The sequence below is a fragment of the Isoptericola sp. AK164 genome, from assembly GCF_029643425.1.
Taxonomy (GTDB): domain Bacteria; phylum Actinomycetota; class Actinomycetes; order Actinomycetales; family Cellulomonadaceae; genus Isoptericola; species Isoptericola haloaureus.
Map to the genome: position 1 here is coordinate 2,944,762 of NZ_CP119106.1, position 18,996 is coordinate 2,963,757.

19 protein-coding genes are annotated in these 18,996 nt (G+C 73.3%); 3 read left to right on the top strand and 16 right to left on the bottom strand.

Annotation, left to right across the window (positions count from 1 at the left end; translation table 11 throughout):
• Nucleotides 1-19: 19 nt before the first annotated feature.
• Genes rlmB through PO879_RS13545 form a run of 3 tightly spaced genes read right to left on the bottom strand, consistent with a single transcriptional unit; the run spans nt 20 to nt 3,663 of the window.
• A complete protein-coding gene (gene rlmB, locus PO879_RS13535; protein WP_278237546.1) occupies nt 20-1,006 on the bottom strand; it encodes a 23S rRNA (guanosine(2251)-2'-O)-methyltransferase RlmB in 987 nt (328 codons plus the stop codon).
• Nucleotides 1,006-2,436 (bottom strand): cysteine--tRNA ligase, encoded by a 1,431-nt coding sequence (gene cysS, locus PO879_RS13540; protein ID WP_278235399.1) that lies wholly within the window; start codon nt 2,434-2,436, stop codon nt 1,006-1,008. The genes rlmB and cysS overlap by 1 nt, the downstream gene beginning before the upstream one ends.
• A gap of 42 nt (nt 2,437-2,478) precedes the next feature.
• Nucleotides 2,479-3,663 (bottom strand): alanine racemase, encoded by a 1,185-nt coding sequence (locus PO879_RS13545; RefSeq protein WP_278235400.1) that lies wholly within the window; start codon nt 3,661-3,663, stop codon nt 2,479-2,481.
• Between the two features lie 45 nt (nt 3,664-3,708).
• On the opposite strand from PO879_RS13545, the gene PO879_RS13550 reads away from it, so the two are divergent.
• A complete protein-coding gene (locus PO879_RS13550; protein ID WP_278235401.1) occupies nt 3,709-5,076 on the top strand; it encodes a D-arabinono-1,4-lactone oxidase in 1,368 nt (455 codons plus the stop codon).
• 122 nt (nt 5,077-5,198) lie between these two features.
• On the opposite strand, the gene ispF is transcribed toward PO879_RS13550, so the two are convergent.
• From ispF to PO879_RS13565, 3 genes are read right to left on the bottom strand one after another with little or no spacing between them, the layout of a single operon-like run.
• Complete coding sequence (gene ispF, locus PO879_RS13555; RefSeq protein WP_278235402.1) at nt 5,199-5,681, bottom strand: 2-C-methyl-D-erythritol 2,4-cyclodiphosphate synthase; 483 nt, start codon at nt 5,679-5,681, stop codon at nt 5,199-5,201.
• A complete protein-coding gene (ispD, locus tag PO879_RS13560) occupies nt 5,678-6,415 on the bottom strand; it encodes a 2-C-methyl-D-erythritol 4-phosphate cytidylyltransferase (RefSeq protein WP_278237547.1) in 738 nt (245 codons plus the stop codon). The genes ispF and ispD overlap by 4 nt, the downstream gene beginning before the upstream one ends.
• Nucleotides 6,412-6,894: a CarD family transcriptional regulator gene (locus PO879_RS13565; RefSeq protein ID WP_171247024.1), complete on the bottom strand. Its 483-nt coding sequence runs from the start codon at nt 6,892-6,894 to the stop codon at nt 6,412-6,414. The genes ispD and PO879_RS13565 overlap by 4 nt, the downstream gene beginning before the upstream one ends.
• 245 nt (nt 6,895-7,139) lie before the next feature.
• On the opposite strand from PO879_RS13565, the gene PO879_RS13570 reads away from it, so the two are divergent.
• Nucleotides 7,140-7,604 carry a hypothetical protein gene (locus tag PO879_RS13570; RefSeq protein WP_278235403.1) on the top strand — a complete coding sequence of 155 codons (465 nt, stop codon included), beginning with the start codon at nt 7,140-7,142 and terminating at the stop codon, nt 7,602-7,604.
• A 137-nt stretch (nt 7,605-7,741) separates the two neighbouring features.
• Here PO879_RS13570 and pstB read toward each other — a convergent pair whose 3' ends face one another.
• The 6 genes from pstB to PO879_RS13600 form a co-directional block, all read right to left on the bottom strand.
• Nucleotides 7,742-8,521 (bottom strand): phosphate ABC transporter ATP-binding protein PstB, encoded by a 780-nt coding sequence (pstB, locus tag PO879_RS13575; RefSeq protein WP_278235404.1) that lies wholly within the window; start codon nt 8,519-8,521, stop codon nt 7,742-7,744.
• Nucleotides 8,522-8,565: 44 nt separating this feature from the next.
• Nucleotides 8,566-9,525 carry a phosphate ABC transporter permease PstA gene (gene pstA / locus PO879_RS13580; protein WP_278235405.1) on the bottom strand — a complete coding sequence of 320 codons (960 nt, stop codon included), beginning with the start codon at nt 9,523-9,525 and terminating at the stop codon, nt 8,566-8,568.
• Nucleotides 9,525-10,508 (bottom strand): phosphate ABC transporter permease subunit PstC, encoded by a 984-nt coding sequence (gene pstC / locus PO879_RS13585; RefSeq protein WP_278235406.1) that lies wholly within the window; start codon nt 10,506-10,508, stop codon nt 9,525-9,527. The genes pstA and pstC overlap by 1 nt, the downstream gene beginning before the upstream one ends.
• Before the next feature lie 136 nt (nt 10,509-10,644).
• Entirely contained in the window at nt 10,645-11,787 is a 1,143-nt protein-coding gene (gene pstS, locus PO879_RS13590) for a phosphate ABC transporter substrate-binding protein PstS (protein WP_278235407.1), read from the bottom strand.
• Nucleotides 11,788-12,062: 275 nt separating this feature from the next.
• Nucleotides 12,063-12,773, bottom strand: a complete 711-nt coding sequence (locus PO879_RS13595; RefSeq protein ID WP_278235408.1) for a response regulator transcription factor — start codon at nt 12,771-12,773, stop codon at nt 12,063-12,065.
• Nucleotides 12,770-14,086: an ATP-binding protein gene (locus tag PO879_RS13600; protein WP_278235409.1), complete on the bottom strand. Its 1,317-nt coding sequence runs from the start codon at nt 14,084-14,086 to the stop codon at nt 12,770-12,772. Before PO879_RS13600 ends, PO879_RS13595 begins: the two co-directional genes overlap by 4 nt.
• A gap of 158 nt (nt 14,087-14,244) precedes the next feature.
• Here PO879_RS13600 and phoU point away from each other — a divergent pair, with 158 nt between their 5' ends.
• A complete protein-coding gene (gene phoU, locus PO879_RS13605) occupies nt 14,245-14,913 on the top strand; it encodes a phosphate signaling complex protein PhoU (protein WP_278235410.1) in 669 nt (222 codons plus the stop codon).
• A gap of 119 nt (nt 14,914-15,032) precedes the next feature.
• Here the strand turns inward: phoU and PO879_RS13610 are convergent, their stop codons facing one another.
• The 4 genes from PO879_RS13610 to PO879_RS13625 form a co-directional block, all read right to left on the bottom strand.
• Nucleotides 15,033-15,773, bottom strand: coding sequence for a phosphoglyceromutase (locus PO879_RS13610; protein WP_278235411.1), 741 nt, complete (start codon nt 15,771-15,773; stop codon nt 15,033-15,035).
• Nucleotides 15,774-15,959: 186 nt separating this feature from the next.
• Nucleotides 15,960-16,394, bottom strand: coding sequence for a nitroreductase family deazaflavin-dependent oxidoreductase (locus PO879_RS13615; RefSeq protein ID WP_278235412.1), 435 nt, complete (start codon nt 16,392-16,394; stop codon nt 15,960-15,962).
• 152 nt (nt 16,395-16,546) lie between these two features.
• A complete protein-coding gene (mshA, locus tag PO879_RS13620; protein WP_278237548.1) occupies nt 16,547-17,836 on the bottom strand; it encodes a D-inositol-3-phosphate glycosyltransferase in 1,290 nt (429 codons plus the stop codon).
• Nucleotides 17,837-17,865: 29 nt separating this feature from the next.
• Nucleotides 17,866-18,957 carry a beta-propeller fold lactonase family protein gene (locus PO879_RS13625; RefSeq protein WP_278235413.1) on the bottom strand — a complete coding sequence of 364 codons (1,092 nt, stop codon included), beginning with the start codon at nt 18,955-18,957 and terminating at the stop codon, nt 17,866-17,868.
• Nucleotides 18,958-18,996: the final 39 nt, after the last annotated feature.

Below are 18,996 nucleotides of genomic sequence, written 5' to 3' on the forward strand. Positions count from 1 at the left end.
TACCTCGGCGGAAGGTCGCCTACTTCGCGGCGCGGGCCTGTGCGACCTCGTACAGCGTGATCCCGGCCGCGACACCGGCGTTGAGCGACTCCACGTCCGACGAGATCGGGATCGACGCCACGGCGTCGCACGTCTCGCGCACCAGGCGCGAGAGCCCCTTGCCCTCGGACCCGACCACGACCACCAGCGGGTCCGTGGCGAACGCCAGGTCGCGCACGGCGACGTCACCGCCGGCGTCGAGCCCGACGACGAACAGGCCGGACTTCTTCAGGTCGGCGAGCGTGCGCGACAGGTTGGTCTCCTTGGCGACCGGCACCCGTGCGGCGGCACCGGCGGACACCTTCCACGCCGACGCCGTCACCGAGGCCGTGCGCCGCGACGGCACCAGGACGCCGTGCGCACCGAACGCCCCGGCGGACCGCAGCACGGCCCCCAGGTTGCGCGGGTCGGTGATCGAGTCGAGCGCCACGATCAGCGGCGGCTCGCCCGCCTGCGCCGCGGCGTCCAGGAGGTCGTCCACCGACGCGTAGTCGTACGGCGGCACCTCCAGGGCGACACCCTGGTGCACGGACCCCTCGGTGAGCTGGTCGAGCGCGCCGCGCGAGCTCTCCAGCACCTGGGCGCCCTGGATCGAGGCGAGCTCGAGGATCTCCCGGGTGCGGTCGTCGTGGTCGATGCGCTCGGCCAGGTGGACGGCGGTCACCGGCACCTGGGAGCGCAGCGCCTCGAGCACGGCGTTGCGGCCGGCCACGACCTCCGCGCCGCCGGTAGCCTTGCGCGTGCCCCGGGCCACGCCCTTGCGGGCACCCGTGGGCGCCTGCGCCGCGGCACGTTTCTCGGCCGCGACCTTGCGCTTGTACGCCGGGTGGTACGTGCGCTCCTCGGCCTTCGGCGTCGGCCCCTTGCCCTGCAGGCCCTTGCGGCGCTGACCGCCGCTGCCGACCTGCGCGCCCTTCTTGGTGCCCGCCTTGCGCTTGGCACCGGGTCGCTGCGAGTTCCCCGCCATCATTCCCCCTTCGCGTCGGCCAGCGTCCAGCGGGCGCCGTCCGGTGAGTCCTGCACGACGACGCCGGCCGCCGCGAGGCGGTCCCGGATCGCGTCGCTCGTGGCGTAGTCCTTGGCGGCCCGGGCCGCGGAGCGTGCGTCGAGCTCGGCCTGCACGACGGCGTCGAGCGCGTCGGCCACGCGCGTGTCGGCGGCGCTGGCCCACTGCGGGTCGGCCGGGTCGAGCCCGAGCACGTCCAGCATCCCCCGCAGCGCGACGAGCGCGTCGCGCGCCGCGGAGTCGTCGGAGGAGGCGAGCGCCGAGTTGCCCGCCTTGAGCGTCTCGTGCACGACGGCGAGCGCCGCGGGCACGTTGAGGTCGTCGTCCATCGCGGTGACGAACCCGGCGGGCAGGTCGGCGGCGAGGACCTCCGCCCGCGGGACCTCCCCGACGCGCTCGCCCGCCCGGGCGACGAACCCGGTCAGCCGCTCCCACGTGGCCCGGGCCTCGTCGAGCGTGTCCGGGCTCCACTCGAGCATGGAGCGGTACTGCACGGCCACGAGGGCGTAGCGCACGACGGCGGCCGGGACCTGGGTGAGCAGCTCGCTCATGAGCAGCCCGTTGCCGAGCGACTTGCTCATCTTCACGCCCTGCTGGGTGACCCAGGCGGAGTGCATCCAGCGGTCCGCGAACCCGTACCCGGCGGCACGGGACTGCGCCTGCTCGTTCTCGTGGTGCGGGAAGCGCAGGTCGAGGCCGCCGCCGTGGATGTCGAACGCCTCGCCGAGGTAGCGGTGCGCCATGGCCGAGCACTCCAGGTGCCAGCCGGGACGTCCGCGCCCGAAGGGCGTGTCCCAGGCGGCGGTCTCGGGCTCGCCGGGGCGGGAGGCCTTCCAGAGCGCGAAGTCGTGCGGGTCGCGCTTCTCGGACGTGACGGCGTCGTCCCCGCCCTCGGGGTTGAGGTCCTCGAGCCGCTGGGTGGTCAGCTCGCCGTAGGCGGGCCAGGAACGGACGTCGAACCAGACGTTGCCGGGGCTGCTGCTGTAGGCGTGCCCCCGCTCGACGAGCCGCTGCATGAGCGCGACCATCTGCGGCACGTGGCCGGTGGCGCGGGGCTCGTAGGTGGGCGGCAGCACGCCGAGGGCGTCGTAGGCGGCGGTGAACGCGCGCTCGTAGGTGGCGGCGTGCGCCCACCACTCCACGCCGGCGGCCTCGGCCTTGGCGAGGATCTTGTCGTCGATGTCGGTGACGTTCCGGATCAGGGTCACGTCGAGCCCCGACCGGGTCAGCCAGCGGCGCAGCACGTCGAAGGCGACGGCGGGGCGCAGGTGGCCCACGTGGGGCGCCGACTGGACGGTGGCGCCACAGAGGTAGATGCCGACCTTGCCGGGTGTCCGAGGTGCGAACTCGCGCACGGAGCGCGTGGCGGTGTCGAAAAGCTGCAAGGTCACCGGTCCAGGGTACCGGTCAGGTCCTCGAGGACCTGCTCCGGCTCAGCCGAAGGCCTGTCCTTCGCCGCGGTAGGTCGGGACGGTGCCGACGACCTCGTCGCCGCGCACGAGGTGCACCGTCGCGAACCGCTCCATCAGCTCGCCGGCCTTGGCGTGCCGGAACCAGACCCGGTCCCCGACGCGCAGGTCGCGCCCGCCGCGCCGGAGCCGCAGCGGCGTCTGCACCTCGCCGGCGCCCTCGCGGCGCGTCAGCGCCCAGCCGGGCGTGGCCACCCGGGGCAGGCGGGACGGCCCGGCGGGGCCGGAGGCGACGTACCCGCCGCCGAACGCCGTCGCCCAGCCCGGTCCGGGGGTGCGCACCACGTCGAGGCCGAAGAACGCGGCCGGACGCGCCTCGAAGGACCGGTAGTGGTCGAACGTGCCGGGGACGAACAGGCCCGACCCGGCGCTCACCTCGGTGACCCCGGTGCCGGCGGCGGAGGACTCCAGCGACCCCGTGCCCCCGGCGTTGACGAGCTCGACGTCCCGGCCGACGGCGGTCCGCACGGCGGCGAGCACGTCACGTCGGCGACGGTCGACGTCGGGGACCGACAGCCGCTTCACGGCCCGCACCGCCGGGCTCTCGTCGGGCAGCCCGGCGACCTGGGCCTCGTAGAACATCAGCCCGCGCACGCGCAGCCCGTCGGTGGACTCGACGGCGCCGGCCAGGTCCGCGACCTGCTCGGCCGTCCGCAGCGGCGAGCGGCGGGTGCCCAGGTGCGCCCGCCACCGCCCGACGCCGAGCCGGAGCGAGCAGTCGACGTCGAGGCAGACCGAGCCCGCCGGTCCGGCGGCGGGGGCGTCGCGCAGGGCCGCGGACGCGAGCGCGACCTGGGCGACGTCGTCGGCCATGAGGGTGATCTCGCGACGGGCGACGGGGTCGGCCGCCCACCGGGCGAGGGCGTCGGTGTCGACGGTCGGGTAGCCGACGAGGACGTCCCGGGTGCCGCCGCCGACCAGCCAGAGCGCCTCGGCGAGGGAGAAGGCCATGACACCGGTGAACCCGGCCTCCCCCGCGCGGTCGAGGAGGGCGCGCACGCGCACGGACTTCGCGGCCACGCGTACGGGGGTGCCGGCGGCCCGCCGCAGCAGGTCGGCCGCGTTGACGTCGAAGGTGTCCAGGTCGACGACGGCGAGCGGTCCGGGCAGCCCGGCGGTGGCGCGGGACAGCCGGTCCGTCAGCCTCATGGCCGTCACCGTACACGGGCGTCCGGCCGTGGCAGAGTGTCCGCTGTGAACTTCACCACCTGGGGTCGCACCTACGCCGCCGCACCCGCCCGGCACGCGGAACCGCAGGTCGAGGCCGAGCTGCGCGCCCTCGTCGCCCGCGCCGCCGCGGACGGGCTGCGCGTCCGGGCGGTCGGCGCCGGCCACTCGTTCACGGACGCCGCCGTCACCGACGGTCTGATGCTCGGACTCGACCACCTCAGCGGGCTGGAGTCCCTGCAGCGGCGGCCGGACGGCACCGCCCTCGTCACCGTCGGCGCCGGTACGCGGCTGCACCGGCTCAACCGGCTGCTCGCGTCGTGGGGACTGGCGATGCGCAACCTCGGCGACATCGACCGCCAGTCGATCGCGGGGGCGATCTCCACCGGCACGCACGGCACCGGCGCACGTCTCGGCGGGCTCGCCACGCAGGTGCGCGGGGTGCGCCTGGTGCTGCCGGACGGGTCGGTGCGGTCGGTGTCCGACGGCGACGCCCCGGGGTCGCCCGACCGCGAGCTGTTCGAGGTCGCGCGGCTCGGGCTGGGCTCGGTCGGGATCCTGTCGGCGGTGACGCTCGAGGTCGTGCCGGCCTATCTGCTGCGCTCGACCGAGCGGGTGCGCCCGTGGGACGAGGTGGTCGGCGGCATCGACGCGCTGTTCGACGGCCACGACCGGTTCGACGCCTACTGGTTCCCGGGCACCGACCGGATGCTCACCTGGAGCCACGACCGCGTCTCCGCCGCCGACCGGGCCGAGCACGAGGCCTCCCGCCGCGGGCCGACCGGTGCGCTCCGGACGGCCGGGGCCGCCGCACGGTCCTTCCTCGACGACGAGGTGCTGGCCAACGGGGTCCTCGGCGGGGTCATGCAGGTGGCGGCCGCCGCTCCGGGCACGGTGCCCCGGCTCAACGCCGCGTGCGCGGCGGTCCTCGGCGACCGGACCCACGTGGCGCCGTCGGACCGGGTCATGGTGACGCGCCGACGGGTGCGGTTCGCGGAGATGGAGTACGCCCTGCCGCGCGCCGCGCTGGCCGAGGTGCTACGCGAGCTGGACCGCTGGCTGCGGGCCTCGGGCGAGCCGGTGCCGTTCCCGGTCGAGGTGCGCTGCACGGCGGCGGACGACGTGTGGCTGTCCACCGCCCGGGGCCGGGACACCGCCTACGTGGCGGTGCACCAGTACCACCGGATGCCGCGCGAGAGGTACTTCCGGGCGGCGGAGGAGATCTTCGTCGCGGCCGGCGGGCGCCCGCACTGGGGCAAGCTGCACACGCGCACGGCAGCGGACCTGGCCGACCACTACCCGCTGGACGACGTCGCGCGGGTGCGGGCCGCCGTCGACCCGGGCGGGGTGCTGCGCAACGACTACACCGACCGGGTGCTCGGCGTCCCCGGCTGACTGCCTCGTGCCGCCGCGGTCGCGCCCCACCGACGCACCCCACCGACGTTGTGGGCGTGAAATCTGCAGCCCCGACCCCGTCGCAGACGGCAGATTTCATGCCCACAACGACAGGGGCGGGGTCAGCGGGGGACGACGAGGGCCGTGGCGATCGCGGCGATCCCCTCGCCGCGGCCGGTCAGGCCCAGCCCGTCGGTGGTGGTCGCGCTGACGGCGACCGGCGCCCCGGCGGCCTCGCTCAGCGCCGCCTCGGCCTCGGTGCGCCGCGGTTCGATCTTCGGTCGGTTGCCGACGACCTGGACGGCGACGTTGCCGATCTCGAACCCGGCCTCGCGCACCCGTCGCGCGGCCTCCGCGAGCAGCACGGCGCCGCTCGCCCCGGCCCACTCGGGCTCGCTGGTGCCGAAGTGCGTGCCCAGCCCGCCGAGACCGGCCGCCGAGAAGAGCGCGTCGGCGGCGGCGTGCGCGGCCACGTCGGCGTCGGAGTGCCCCTCCAGGCCCCGCTCCCCCGGCCAGCGCAGCCCGGCGACCCACAGCTCGCGGTCGGAGCCCTCGGGGGCGACGGCGTGCACGTCGACACCGATCCCGGTACGCGGCAGGATCATCGGCCCTCCAGCAGCAGCTCGGCCACCGCCAGGTCGTGCGCGGTGGTGATCTTCAGGGCGGCGGCGTCGCCCCGCACCATGTGCACCGGGACGCCGAGCGCCTCGACCAGCCCGGCGTCGTCGGTCGCCGCCAGGTGCTCGGCAGCCGCCCGGGCCGCCCCCTCGGCGTGCGCGCGCTGCAGCAGCTCGCGGTCGAAGCCCTGAGGGGTCTGCACGGCCCTCAGCGCCGTCCGGTCGAGGGTGTCGACGACGCGCTCGACCGGCTGGGCGGACTCCCCGCCGGGTGCGGCCGGGCTGCCGCCGTCGGGCACCACGCGCTTGATCGTGTCCGTCACGGGCAGACCGGGGACGACGGCGGACCGGCCGCTGCGCACCGCGGTGACGACCCGCTCGACCAGCGCCGGCGGGGCGAGCGGGCGGGCGGCGTCGTGCACGAGGACGACGTCGGTGGCGGCGTCGGCGCGGTCGAGACCGGCCGCGACGGACGCCTGCCGGGTGGCGCCGCCCTCGACGACGTCGCAGGGGACCGAGAGAGGGCCGACGGCGGCGACCATGTCCGCGGACCGTCCGGGCGGCGCGGTGATCACCACCGCGTCGACGACGCCGGAGGCCGCGAGGCCACGCGCCGCCAGGGCGATCATGGGCACGCCACCGACGTCGACGAACGCCTTGGGGATCTCCCGCCCGAGCCGCGTGCCGGAACCGGCCGCGGTGAGGATCGCGAGGGTCGTCAGGAGGCGAGCACCTCGTCGATGATGGCGCCGGCCTTCTCCTCGTCCACGCCCTCGGCGAGGGCGACCTCGGACTCGAGGATCTGGCGGGCCTTGGCCAGCATGCGCTTCTCGCCGGCGCTCAGGCCACGGTCGGAGTCGCGGCGGGACAGGTCGCGCACGACCTCGCCCACCTTGATGACGTCGCCCGACGCCAGCTTCTCCAGGTTGGCCTTGTACCGGCGCGACCAGTTCGTGGGCTCCTCGGTGTACGGCGCGCGCAGCACGTCGAACACCTTGTCCAGGCCCTCCTGGTCCACCACGTCACGCACCCCGACGAGGTCGACGTTGTCCGCCGGGACCTCGATCGTCAGGTCGCCCTGGGCGACCTTGAGCTTGAGGTACATCTTCTCTTCGCCACGGATCTTCCGGGTCTTGACCTCTTCGATCAGCGCGGCGCCGTGATGAGGGTAGACAACCGTCTCGCCTACTGTGAACGTCATCTTCAGATGTCCCCTTTCCCAGTGGCCGAGTCTATCACGGAGGGTGCCGCCCACCGTGGGCCCCCGGGCGCCCGCCACACTCCCCCACACCCTGTTTTCGCAGGTCAGAGCGGTGACGCGAGACGGCTGGGTCTGCGCCCCCGGGCCCCACTAAGATGGGGCGGGGCGCGTCGCGTCCTGCACCCTGTGACACCTCGTGCGAGCGGGTCCGACTCCGCCGCACCGCTCCAGCAGAAGGAGAGCACGTGGCTCGCTCCGCCCGCACCGCCCGTACCGCACTCGCCGCCGGCGTCGCCGTCGGGGCGCTGACGCTCGGCGCCTGCGCACCGATCACCACCGAGCTGCCCTATGCTCCGTCGGACGGCACCCGGGTCGACTTCGACGACCCGGAGGTGCGCGGGCTGAACCTGCTGGTCATCGCCACCGAGGAAGGTGGCGACGGCAACCTGCTGGGCGCGCTGGCCAACAACAGCGGCGAGGACGTCGAGTTCACCCTGACCGCCAGCGGTGCGGCGCCCGTCACGGTCGCGGTGCCCGCCGAGGAGACGGTCTACCTGGGCACCGACGGCGAGGAGACCCTGCTCAGCCCGGTCGCCACGATCCCCGGCGGGAACCTCGAGGCCACCCTCGAGGTCGCCGGCCAGAGCGAGCCGTTCTACCTGCCCGTGTTCGACGGCACGCTGCCGGAGTACGCCGACTACCTGCCCTGAGCCCCGGCGTCGGCCGGCGGGCCCACCCGCCCCGGCAGCCGCCGTCAGGCAGCACGAAGGCCCCTGCGCTCCCTCAGGAGCGCAGGGGCCTTCGTCGTGCGGGTCCGGCCGCCCCGCCGGGGCGACCGGACGACGGATCACCCGAAGCGGCCGGAGACGTAGTCCTCGGTGGCCTTCTCGGCCGGCGCGGAGAAGATCGTCGCCGTGTCGTCCATCTCGATCAGCTTGCCCGGCTTGCCGGTGCCCGCGATGTTGAAGAAGCCGGTCCGGTCGCTCACGCGCGCCGCCTGCTGCATGTTGTGGGTCACGATGACGATCGTGTACTCCTGCTTGAGCTCACCGATCAGGTCCTCGATCGCGATGGTCGAGATCGGGTCGAGCGCCGAGCAGGGCTCGTCCATGAGCAGCACCTGGGGCTTGATCGCGATCGCGCGGGCGATGCACAGCCGCTGCTGCTGACCGCCGGAGAGGCCCGAACCCGGCTTGTCGAGCCGGTCCTTGACCTCGTTCCACAGGTTCGCGCCGTGCAGCGAGGACTCGACGAGGTCGTCGGCCTCCGCCTTCGAGATGCGCTTGTTGTTCAGCTTCACCCCGGCCAGGACGTTGTCCCGGATGGACATCGTCGGGAACGGGTTGGGGCGCTGGAAGACCATGCCGACGTTCTTGCGCACGGCGACCGGGTCGACGTTCGGGCCGTACAGGTCCACGCCGTCCATCTCGACACGGCCCTCGACCCGGGCGCCCGGGATGACCTCGTGCATGCGGTTGAGCGTGCGCAGGAAGGTCGACTTGCCGCAGCCGGACGGCCCGATGAGCGCCGTGACCGACTTGGGCTCGATCGTCATGTTGACGTCCTGCACGGCGAGGAAGTCGCCGTAGTAGATGTTCAGATCCTTGGTGTCGATGCGCTGTGCCATCGTCGTTTCTTCCTTCGTGAGTGTGGCTGATCGTCGGCTGCGCGTCAGCCCAGCTTGGGGGCGAACCAGCGAGTGATCAGGCGGCCGATCAGGTTGAGTGCCAGGACCATGACGATCAGCACGAGTGCCGCGCCCCAGGCGTTCTGCGAGGCGATGTCGGCGACACAGGTCGCGGAGTCTCCCCCGGGGCAGGGTGCGTCACCCTGCGAGTACTGACGATAGGCGAACACCGGCAGCGTCATCATGCGGCCGTCGAACGGGTTGGCGTTGATCGAGTCGGTGACGCCGACGGTGACCAGCAGCGGGGCCGTCTCACCGATGACGCGGGCGACCGCGAGCAGCACGCCGGTGGTCAGCCCGGCGACCGAGGTGCGCAGCACCACCTTGATGATGGTCAGCCACTTCGGGACGCCCAGCGCGTAGGAGGCCTCGCGGAGCTCGTTCGGCACGAGCTTGAGCATCTCCTCGCAGGAGCGCACGACGACCGGGATCATCAGCACCGACAGGGCCACCGCGCCCATGATCCCGATGCGGACCGCGGGCCCGAAGATCAGCGCGAAGAGCGAGAAAGCGAACAGACCGGCGACGATCGACGGGATGCCCGTCATGACGTCGACGAAGAACGTCACCGCGCGGGCCAGCCAGCCCTTGCCGTACTCCACCAGGTAGATCGCGGTCAGGATGCCGATCGGCACGGAGATGACCGTGGCCAGCGCCGTGATGACGACGGTGCCGAGGATCGCGTGGTAGATCCCGCCGCGCGGGTCACCGCCGAAGATGTTGCGCATCGACTGCATCAGGAAGTCCATGCTGATCCGGTCACCACCCTGGGCGACGACCGTGAAGATCAGCCAGCCGAGCGGGATCATCGCCAGCGCGAAGGCGATGTAGATCAGCACCTGCATGGCACGGTCGGTGCGACGACGTCCCGTGTCGACGGTGGAGAGCAGCCGGGCGGTCTCGGAGCTGCCGCCCGGGGAGGTGTGGTCAGTAGCGGCACTCATCAGTTGGCTCCCGAGAAGTCCTTGCGGCGGGCCACGACCCAGCGCGCGGCCATGTTGACGGCCAGCGTGATCACGAACAGGGCGAGGCCGGCGGCGATCAGCGTGTTGACACCGAGCCCGGTCGACTCCGGGAAGTCGGCCGCGATGTAGGCCGCGATGGTCTGGTGCTGGCCGGCGGCCAGGATGTCGAGGCTGTACGTGAATCCCGGCGACAGGATCATCAGCACCGCCATCGTCTCGCCGAGCGCGCGGCCCAGGCCGAGCATCGACGCGGAGATGACGCCCGAGCGGCCGAACGGCAGCACGGCGGTCTTGACGACCTCCCAGCGGGTGGCGCCGAGGGCCAGCGCCGCCTCCTCGTGCAGCTTCGGCGTCTGCAGGAAGACCTCGCGCGAGACGGCGGTGATGATCGGCAGGATCATGATCGCCAGGACGACGCCGACCGTGGCCATGGACCGGCCCGTCGGCGAGGCGTTCCCGCCCCAGAGGGGGATCCAGCCGAGGTTGTCGTTGAGCCACATCCAGATCGGCGTCAGCACGGGCGCCAGCGTGAAGAAGCCCCACAGGCCGTAGATCACCGAGGGGATCGCGGCCAGCAGGTCGACCAGGGCACCGAGGAGCTGGGAGAGCCGGCGCGGCGCGTAGTGCGAGATGAACAGCGCGATGCCCATCGAGATCGGCACCGCGAGGAACAGCGCCAGCACCGCGGCGAGGATCGTCCCGTAGATCAGCGGCCCGAGGTAGGCCAGCAGGGAGGTGTCCTCCGGGTAGCGCGGGACGCCCTCGGCGAGCTCCTCGGGGCTGGCCATGATGGCCGGCCAGGCCTCGGAGACCAGGAAGAGCGCGACCGCGGCCAGGACCGCCAGGATCGTGGCTCCGGCCCCGACGGCGATCCATCGGAAGACGCGGTTGAAACCCCGGTCGGTGTTGCCGCTGCGGCGTCGCCGGGAACCCTGGGCGGGTGGACTGACGGTGGTACTCACAAGGACCCCTCGTTGGTGCTCGGGCACGGGACTCGGCTCGGTGTCGGGCGCCGGACGGCCGGTACCGGCGGCCGGTCGGGACGCTGCGGTGAGCGTCCCGACCGACCGCCGGTGGCCGGTCGGTCGACGACTCGGATCAGCCCGCGGAGATCGACTCGATGCCGGGCAGGACGGCCTCGCGGATGGTGTCCGACAGCGGCGCGGAGCCGGCGGCCTCCGAGGCGGCCTGCTGGCCCTCCTCGGAGACGAGGTAGGACAGGAAGCCCTTGACGAGCTCGGCGGTCTGCTCGTCGGCGTAGGTGGTGCAGGCCAGCGAGTAGGAGACCAGAGCGATGGGGTAGGTACCCGGGATGTCACGCTCGAGCTCGATCGTGTAGACGTACTCGCTGGTGCCCTCGGTCCGCGGCGACTGGGCCACGACCTCGGCCGCCGCCTCGGCGGAGTACTCGATGAACTCCCCACCGACGCCGACCGCGACGGAGCCGAGGTCGCCGACCTGCGAGGCGTCGGCGTAGGTGATGGTGCCCTGGCCGGCCTGGACCGCGCCCACGACGCCGGAGTTGCCCTGCGCCGACTCCTGGCCGTCCACCGGCCACACGCCGGACGGCTCCGCCGTCCAGACGTCCGGTGCCGCGGCGTAGAGGTACTCCTCGAAGTTCTCGGTGGTGCCCGACTCGTCGGAACGGTGCACGACCGTGATGTCGGTGCTCGGCAGGTCGGCGTCCGGGTTGTCCGCGGCAATCGCCTCGTCGTCCCAGGAGGTGATCTCGCCGAGGAAGACGTTGGCGATCGTCTCGGGGGCCATGTTCAGCGAGTCGACACCGTCGAGGTTGAAGGCGACGGCGACCGGGGAGACGTATCCCGGGAACTCGATGACGCCACCCTCGCCGCACTGGGACTCCGCGGCGGCCATCTCCTCGTCGTCCAGCGGGGCGTCCGAACCGGCGAACTTGTAGGAGCCGTCGCCGAAGCCGGTGCGGCCGCCGCCGGAACCGACGGGGTCGTAGTTCACGGTCGCCTCGGGGTTGGCCTCCTGGAAGCCGGCGCGCCAGGCGTTCATGGCGGCCTCCTGCGAGGAGGCGCCGCCGCCGGAGACCGTGCCCGACAGGCCGCCCTCCATGTCGTCGCCGGACTCCTCCGACGCCTCGGTGGTCTCGTCGCCGGAGGAGCCCGCGGGCTCCGGGTCCGAGCCGCAGGCGGCGAGGCTGAAGGCCAGCGCGCCGACGGCGACGGCAGATCCGGCACGGGTGAATCGGCTGAGGTTCACGAGTCGTTCCATCCTGTTCACACGTTGGTGGCACCGGCGGGTGCCGGCGTTCGGTGGGAACGTTAGGGACGCCAGGTGGCCCGTCGGCCAGGAGCAGGTGAACGAACGATGAACAGCGATCGGACCCTCAGCAAGGTCCAGATCACGGTGCGGTCACGCCGGTGCGCCCGCACTGCACGGCCCTGCCGGACCAGGGGTCGGGCCGCGCCTGCGCTCGCACGCCCGCTCCGGCTCAGCCCACAGGACCGACGACCGAGCCGCGCCTGCACTCGCACGCTCGCTCCGGCTCAGCCCTCGGTGTCGGCGAACTTGTAGCCGAGCCCGCGCACCGTCAGCAGCAGGCTCGGCGCCCCGGGGTCGGGCTCGATCTTGGACCGGATGCGCTTGACGTGGACGTCCAGCGTCTTGGTGTCACCGACGTAGTCGGCGCCCCAGACGCGGTCGATGAGCTGACCGCGGGTCAGCACGCGACCGGCGTTGCGCAGCAGCAGCTCGAGCAGGTCGAACTCCTTCAGCGGCAGCGAGACCGAGTCGCCGCGCACGGCCACGGTGTGGCGCTCGACGTCCATGCGCACCGGGCCGACCTCGAGGACGGACTCGCCGTCGTCGTCCGGGCTGCTGCCGACGTCCCCCGCGGGACCACGGCGACGCATCACCGCGCGCATGCGCGCGAGGAGCTCGCGGAACGAGTACGGCTTGGTGACGTAGTCGTCCGCCCCCAGCTCGAGCCCCACGACCTTGTCGATCTCGGAGTCCTTCGCCGTGAGCATGATGATCGGCACCTCGCCGCGCTGGCGCAGCTCGCGGCAGACCTCCGTGCCGCTGAGGCCGGGAAGCATCAGGTCGAGCAGCACCAGGTCCGCCCCGCCGTCGTCGAACCGCTCGAGCGCGTCGTGACCGTTCGACGTCGCGACGACGTCGTAACCCTCGCGGGTCAGCTGATACGTCAGCGGGTCGCGGTACGACTCCTCGTCCTCGACCACCAGGATGCGCGTCACGCGCCTACCTCCTCGTTCCTCGGGCCGTCTCCGGCACCGTGCTGTGGGCGTCCGCCCCGGCCGTCTCGCGGCCCGGCGGACACGTCGCCGTCCGGATCGTCGGACGGGACGCCGTCGTCCGGACCGCCGTCGGCCGGGCCCCCGTCGGGGGTCGAGGCCGAGGCGTCCAGCGCACCCGCCGCGAGGTCCGCGGCCGGGATGCGCAAGGTGAAGGTGGAGCCCTTGCCGGGCTGGGACCAGACCCGCACGTCGCCGCCGTGGTCGGCAGCCACGTGCTTGACGATGCTCAGGCCCAGGCCGGTCCCGCCCGTGTCGCGCGACCGGGCCGGGTCCACGCGGTAGAAGCGCTCGAACACGCGCTGCTGGGCCTCCGTGGAGATGCCGACGCCCTGGTCGACGACGTCGATCTCGACCAGGCCGTCCCGCTCGTGGACGCCGAGGCCGACGCGGGTGTTCTCCCCCGAGTACGACACGGCGTTGTCCAGCAGGTTGCGGACCGCGGTGACGAGCAGGTTGTGGTCGCCGAAGACGATGCTGTCGGTCCCCCCGCCCACCGTGATCGCGATGTTCTTCGCCTGCGCCTTGGTTTGGGCGCGGTCGACCGCCTCGTCGACGACGTCGCGCACCGCGACCGGACGGATCTCCTGCAGCGCGCCGGCCACCTGGAGCCGGGAGAGCTCGATGATCTCGTGCACCAGCGCCGAGAGCCGGGTGGCCTCCGCCTGCATCCGCTCGGTGAACCGGCGCACGGCCTCCGGGTCGTCGGCGGCGTCCTGGACCGTCTCGGCCAGCAGCGCCAGCGCACCGACCGGCGTCTTGAGCTCGTGCGAGACGTTGACGACGAAGTCGCGACGGATCGCCTCCACGCGACGCGCCTCCGTCCGGTCCTCGGCGAGGACCAGCAGCTTGTCCATCCCCAGCGGCGCCGCGCGGACCTGCAGCAGCACCGTCCCCGACCCGATGGGGCCGCGGGGCAGCTCCAGCTCACGCTCACGGATGACGCCGTCGCGCCGCACCTCGTGCACGAGGTCCACGACGGCGGCGTGCGCCAGCGCGTCGTTGCGCACCACCCCCAGGGCGTACGCGGGCGGGGAGGCCCGCACGACCTCGTCGTCGTCGTCGATCACGACGGCGGCGGAGCGCAGCACGGAGAGCACGCGCACCAGGCCCTGGTCGAGCTCGGCCGAGTCCGTCTCGGCCTCCCGCTGCTGGGCGCGGTCGGAGAGGCGGAAGGCCAGGGCAGCGACGACTCCGACCACGACGCCGAGACCTCCGGCGACGACGGCCGTCACACCCTGGATGATTCCTTCCACAGGTGTCAGCCTAGGTTGCGGACGACTCTCTGCCGTGCCACGGCGGCAATTGCTCCCTGACGCGTCGCCCAGTGTTCACCTCGTGACCGCGTCGAGTTCACCTGACCGCCTGGGCCGCCTGTGAAACTTGGTCAGCACCGATTTTCGAGAGGACACCCATGCGAGAGATCTTCGACGCCGAGCTGAAGCAGATCGGCGACGGTCTGGTCGAGATGAGCCGGCTCGTCGAGTCCGCGATCACGCGGGCCGGCGCGGCCCTGCTCGACGGCGAGCACCAGCTCGCACAGGACGTCATCGCCTCCGACCACGAGATCGACCGGCTCGAGCGCGAGCTGGACGAGCGGTGCGTGCACGTGCTCGCCCAGCAGGCACCGGTCGCCACCGACCTGCGGGTGGTCATCACCGCGCTGCGCATCAGCTCCACGCTGGAGCGGATGGGCGACCTGGCGCGGCACGTGGCCGAGGTGGCGCGCGGCCGGTACCCGGCGCTCGCCGTGCCGGACGCGGCCCGCGAGACCTTCGTGGAGATCAACCAGTCGGCCGCGCTCGTCGCCCGTCGCACCAGCGAGCTGCTCGCCACGCGGGACGTCGCGCTGGCCGAGGAGATCGAGCGGGGCGACGACGTCATCGACCGCCTGCACCAGGACACCTTCGCCGCGACGCTGTCGCCGGACTGGAGCGGCACCTCCCAGGAGACGATCGACGTCACGCTGCTGGCCCGCTACTACGAGCGGTTCGGCGACCACGGCGTGTCGGTCGCGCGCCGCATCACCTACCTGGTGACCGGCGACTTCGAGGCGGAGCAGCACGCTCCCGCCGACGTCTGACCCGGCGTCCGACCGGCGTCCGACCGGCGTCCGACCGAGAGGTCGGCACCGGCCCGGACGCACGAAGGGGCCCTTCCCGCGGTGGGAAGGGCCCCTTCGTGCGTCCGGCGGGCGAGCGGCTACTTGCCCTGGCTGGCCACGGCCGCGATCGCGTCCTTGGCCGCCTCCGGGTCGAGGTAGGTGCCGCCCGGGTTGGTCGGCTTCAGCGTCTCCGGGTCCAGCTCGTAGACCAGCGGGATGCCCGTGGGGATGTTGAGGCCGGCGATGGTCTCGTCGTCGATGCCGTCGAGGTGCTTGACCAGCGCGCGCAGCGAGTTGCCGTGCGCGGCGACCAGGACGGTCTTGCCGTCCTGCAGGTCCGGCACGATCGCCGACTCCCAGTACGGCAGCGCCCGCTCGAGGACCTGCTTGAGCGCCTCGGTCCGCGGGATCGGCTCGCCGGCGTAGCGCACGTCGGCGTCCTGGGAGAACTCCGAGCCCAGCTCGATCTCGGGCGGCGGCACGTCGTAGGAACGGCGCCAGAGCATGAACTGCTCCTCGCCGTACTGGTCGCGGACCTGCTTCTTGTCCTTGCCCTGCAGGTCGCCGTAGTGACGCTCGTTGAGACGCCAGCTGCGCTTGACCGGGATCCAGTGCCGGTCGGCGGTGTCGAGGGCGAGGTTCGCCGTCATGATCGCGCGGCGCAGCAGCGAGGTGTGCAGGATGTCCGGCGTCACGCCGGCGTCCTTCAGGAGCTCACCACCACGCTTCGCCTCCTCGGTGCCCTTCTCCGACAGGGGCACGTCGACCCAGCCGGTGAAGAGGTTCTTCGCGTTCCACTCGCTCTCGCCGTGGCGGAGCAGCACGAGGGTGTAGGTCATGGCCCCATCCTGCCCTGCCGGGGCGCCCGTGTGCACCACGGGCCGCGATGCGGACCCGGATGTGGTCGCACCACAGGGCGTGGTGTTCGCCACGCGTGTTCTGACGTCCGCCCCGCCGGGCTCCGCCCGTCTTGACGCACCCGCGACGACGGGCCGCACGTCATGACAGCGCGGCCCGTCGTCCGGTCAGTCGCGCTCGAGGACGAAGACGGGGATCTCGCGGTCGGTCTTGCGCTGGTAGTCCGCGTAGTCGGGCCACGCCTCGACGGCCCGCTCCCACCAGACGGCCTTCTCGTCGCCGGTGACCTCCCGGGCCACGTAGGTGTGCTTCTCCGGACCGTCCTGGAGCTCCACGCGGGGGTTCGCCACGATGTTGTGGAACCACACGGGGTGCTGCGGGGCGCCGCCCATCGAGGCGACGACGGCGTAGGCACCGTCGTGCTCGACCCGCATCAGCGGGATCTTGCGCACCTTGCCGGACTTCGCGCCGACGGTCGTGAGGATGATGACCGGCTTGTCGCGCATCGTGGTGCCCTCGGTGCCTCCCGAGGCCTCGTAGGTCTCGACGTGGTTCGCCACGAACTCGGACGGGCTGGGGACGTACTCTCCGGTGATCGCCATGCCCGGGGCAACATCGGTGCCGGGCGCGGGCATTCCCGCCGGGCCCCTCCCGACGGCCCGACGTTGCCTACCTCGGCAGAACGTTGCCTACCTGGGCTGAGAGTTGCCTACCTCGCCGGGAGGTTGCCTACCTCGGCGGAGGGTTGCCTCCCTCAGCGGGCGCGGCGGACCTTCGCGGCCTGGGAGTACACGTCCAGCATCGCCGCCGCTGCACGGTCCCAGGAGAACCGCTCGCTCGCCCGCCGGGCTCCGGCCGCGAGCCGCTCGCGCCGCGCCTCGTCGCCCAGCAGCGCGCCGAGCTCGGCCGCCCACGTCCACGGGCTGTGGTCGTCGACCAGCACCCCGGAGACGTCGTCGATCACCACGGTCCGCAGCCCGCCCACGGCCGCCGCCACGACCGGCGTACCGCAGGCCTGCGCCTCGGCCGCCACCAGCCCGAAGGACTCGTTGTGCGACGGCACCGCCACGACGTCGGCCGCCCGGTACCAGTCGGCCAGCTCCGCCCGCGAGACCGGCGGTCGCACGACGACGTGGTCCGTCACGCCCATCTGGTGGGCCAGCGCCTCCAGCTCGCGCACCGCCGTCGGACGTCCGCTGGCACCGCCCAGCACCGCCAGGGTCGGCACCCGCGACCCCCCGCCGTCGCGCAGGGCGTCCGGGTCGGCGACGGTCGCGGCGTGGTCGGCCATCACGCCCAGGGCGCGCACCAGCACGTCCGGACCCTTGAGGAGCTGAACACGGCCCGCGAACAGCACCACGGGACGGTCCGTGGGCAGCCCGAGCCGCTCGCGCAGCGCCCGCCGCGCCTGCGCCGTCGTCTCCCCCGGACCAGGTTCCAGCGGGGCGTAGGTGGCCAGGTCGACGCCCGGGGCCACGACGTGCACGCGGTCCGGGTCGGCGCCGTAGTGGCCCACCAGGTCCTCGGCCTCCTCGGTCGTGGAGGCGACCAGCGCGTCGGACTCGGCGACGACCTGCTCCTCGCCGATGACGCGGCTGTGCGGCTCGGGGGTGTCCCCCGGGGCCAGCGCGGCGTTCTTGACCCGCGCCATCGTGTGCATCGTGTGCACCAGCGGCACGTCCCAGCGGTCGGCGCCGAGCCAGCCCACCTGCCCCGACAGCCAGTAGTGCGAGTGCACGACGTCGTACCAGCCGGCGGGGCGGTGCGCCTCGGCCCGCAGCACCCCGGCGCTGAAGAAGCACAGCTGCGCCGGCAGGTCGTTCTTGTCCAGGCCCTCGTACGGTCCCGCGGCGACGTGCACGACGCGGATGCCCGGCTCCGCCTGGACCACCTTGGGCTGCGCCGACGACGTGGCGCGCGTGTAGATCTCCACCTCGGCCCCGCGGCGGGCCAGGGCCCGGGACAGCTCGAGGACGTAGACGTTCATCCCGCCGGCGTCCCCGGTGCCGGGCTGGTCCAGGGGCGAGGTGTGCACCGAGATCATCGCCACCCGCGGCCCCTCGCGGTCCGTGCTCACCCGGCCTCCAGCACGCACGACGGCGGCGTGGCCCACGGCGCGCGGTCGACGACCTCGCCCGCTCCGGAGGCCGTGTCGATCCGCACCGTGACGAGCTCGCTCGTGCCCTGCAGGGCCACCACGGCCAGCTCGGTCCCGTCGGCGCCGGCGAGGACCTCGTGGTGCCGCGGCCAGCCACCCTCGCCGAGCGCGACGTCGGCGAGGTGCGTGATCTGCGGGGACTCGCCGTCGGACACCGCATGCACCGCCAGCAGGTCCGGGCCACGCACGCCGACGTGGAGCCGGCGGCCGTCGGCGCTGAGCGTGAGGTGACCGGGGAACGCCTCCCCGACCGGCGCCTGCGGGGACACCGGGACGCTGCCCACGTGCCGCCACGCGCCGCCCTCGGCCGGCAGCAGCAGGTGCAGGCGGGCGTCGAGCTCGCCGGCCACGACCAGCCCTCCGCCGGGCAGCACGACGAGATGCCGGGGTCCGGTACCGGCGGGCAGCCAGGCCGCGACCGAGCCGCCGTCGTCGGGCAGGAGCCCGTGGTCGCCGGGCGCCGGGTCCAGGGGGTAGCTCCGCACGACGTCGGCGCCCAGGTCCGTGACGAGCACCCGGCGACCGGTCATCGTCACCTGGTGGGCGTGCGGGCCCTCCTGCCGGTCCGTGACCGGTCCGGCGCCCGAGCCCGCGTGCAGGGACCGGTGCTCCGGCGTGGGCGCGCCGTCGGCGGCCAGGCCCAGGGCCGCGGCGACGCCGTCGCCGTAGTTCGCGACCCACACGGTCCGGTCCGCGGCGGCGACGTGGCAGGGGTCGTCCCCGCCGGAGCCGACGGACGACAGCACCGCCAGCGCGCCGTCACCGCCGTCCTGCAGGGCGGTGAGCGCGCCGTGCGGCGTCTCGGTCACGGCGTACAGGACCGGGGCGGACGGGTGACGGGCGAGGAACGACGGCGAGGCCAGCTCGGTGGCGAGCCACGGCTCGCCGAGCGACCCGTCACCGCGGTCCAGGTCGACGCGCCAGACGCCCTCGCCGCTCCCGGCGGCTGCGCCGGCCGCGGGATAGGTCCCGACCCACAGCGGCACGGAGGCGCTCGAAGTGGTCATGGGTCCAGCGTAGGCGTCCGACGGCGGTGCTCCCGGCGG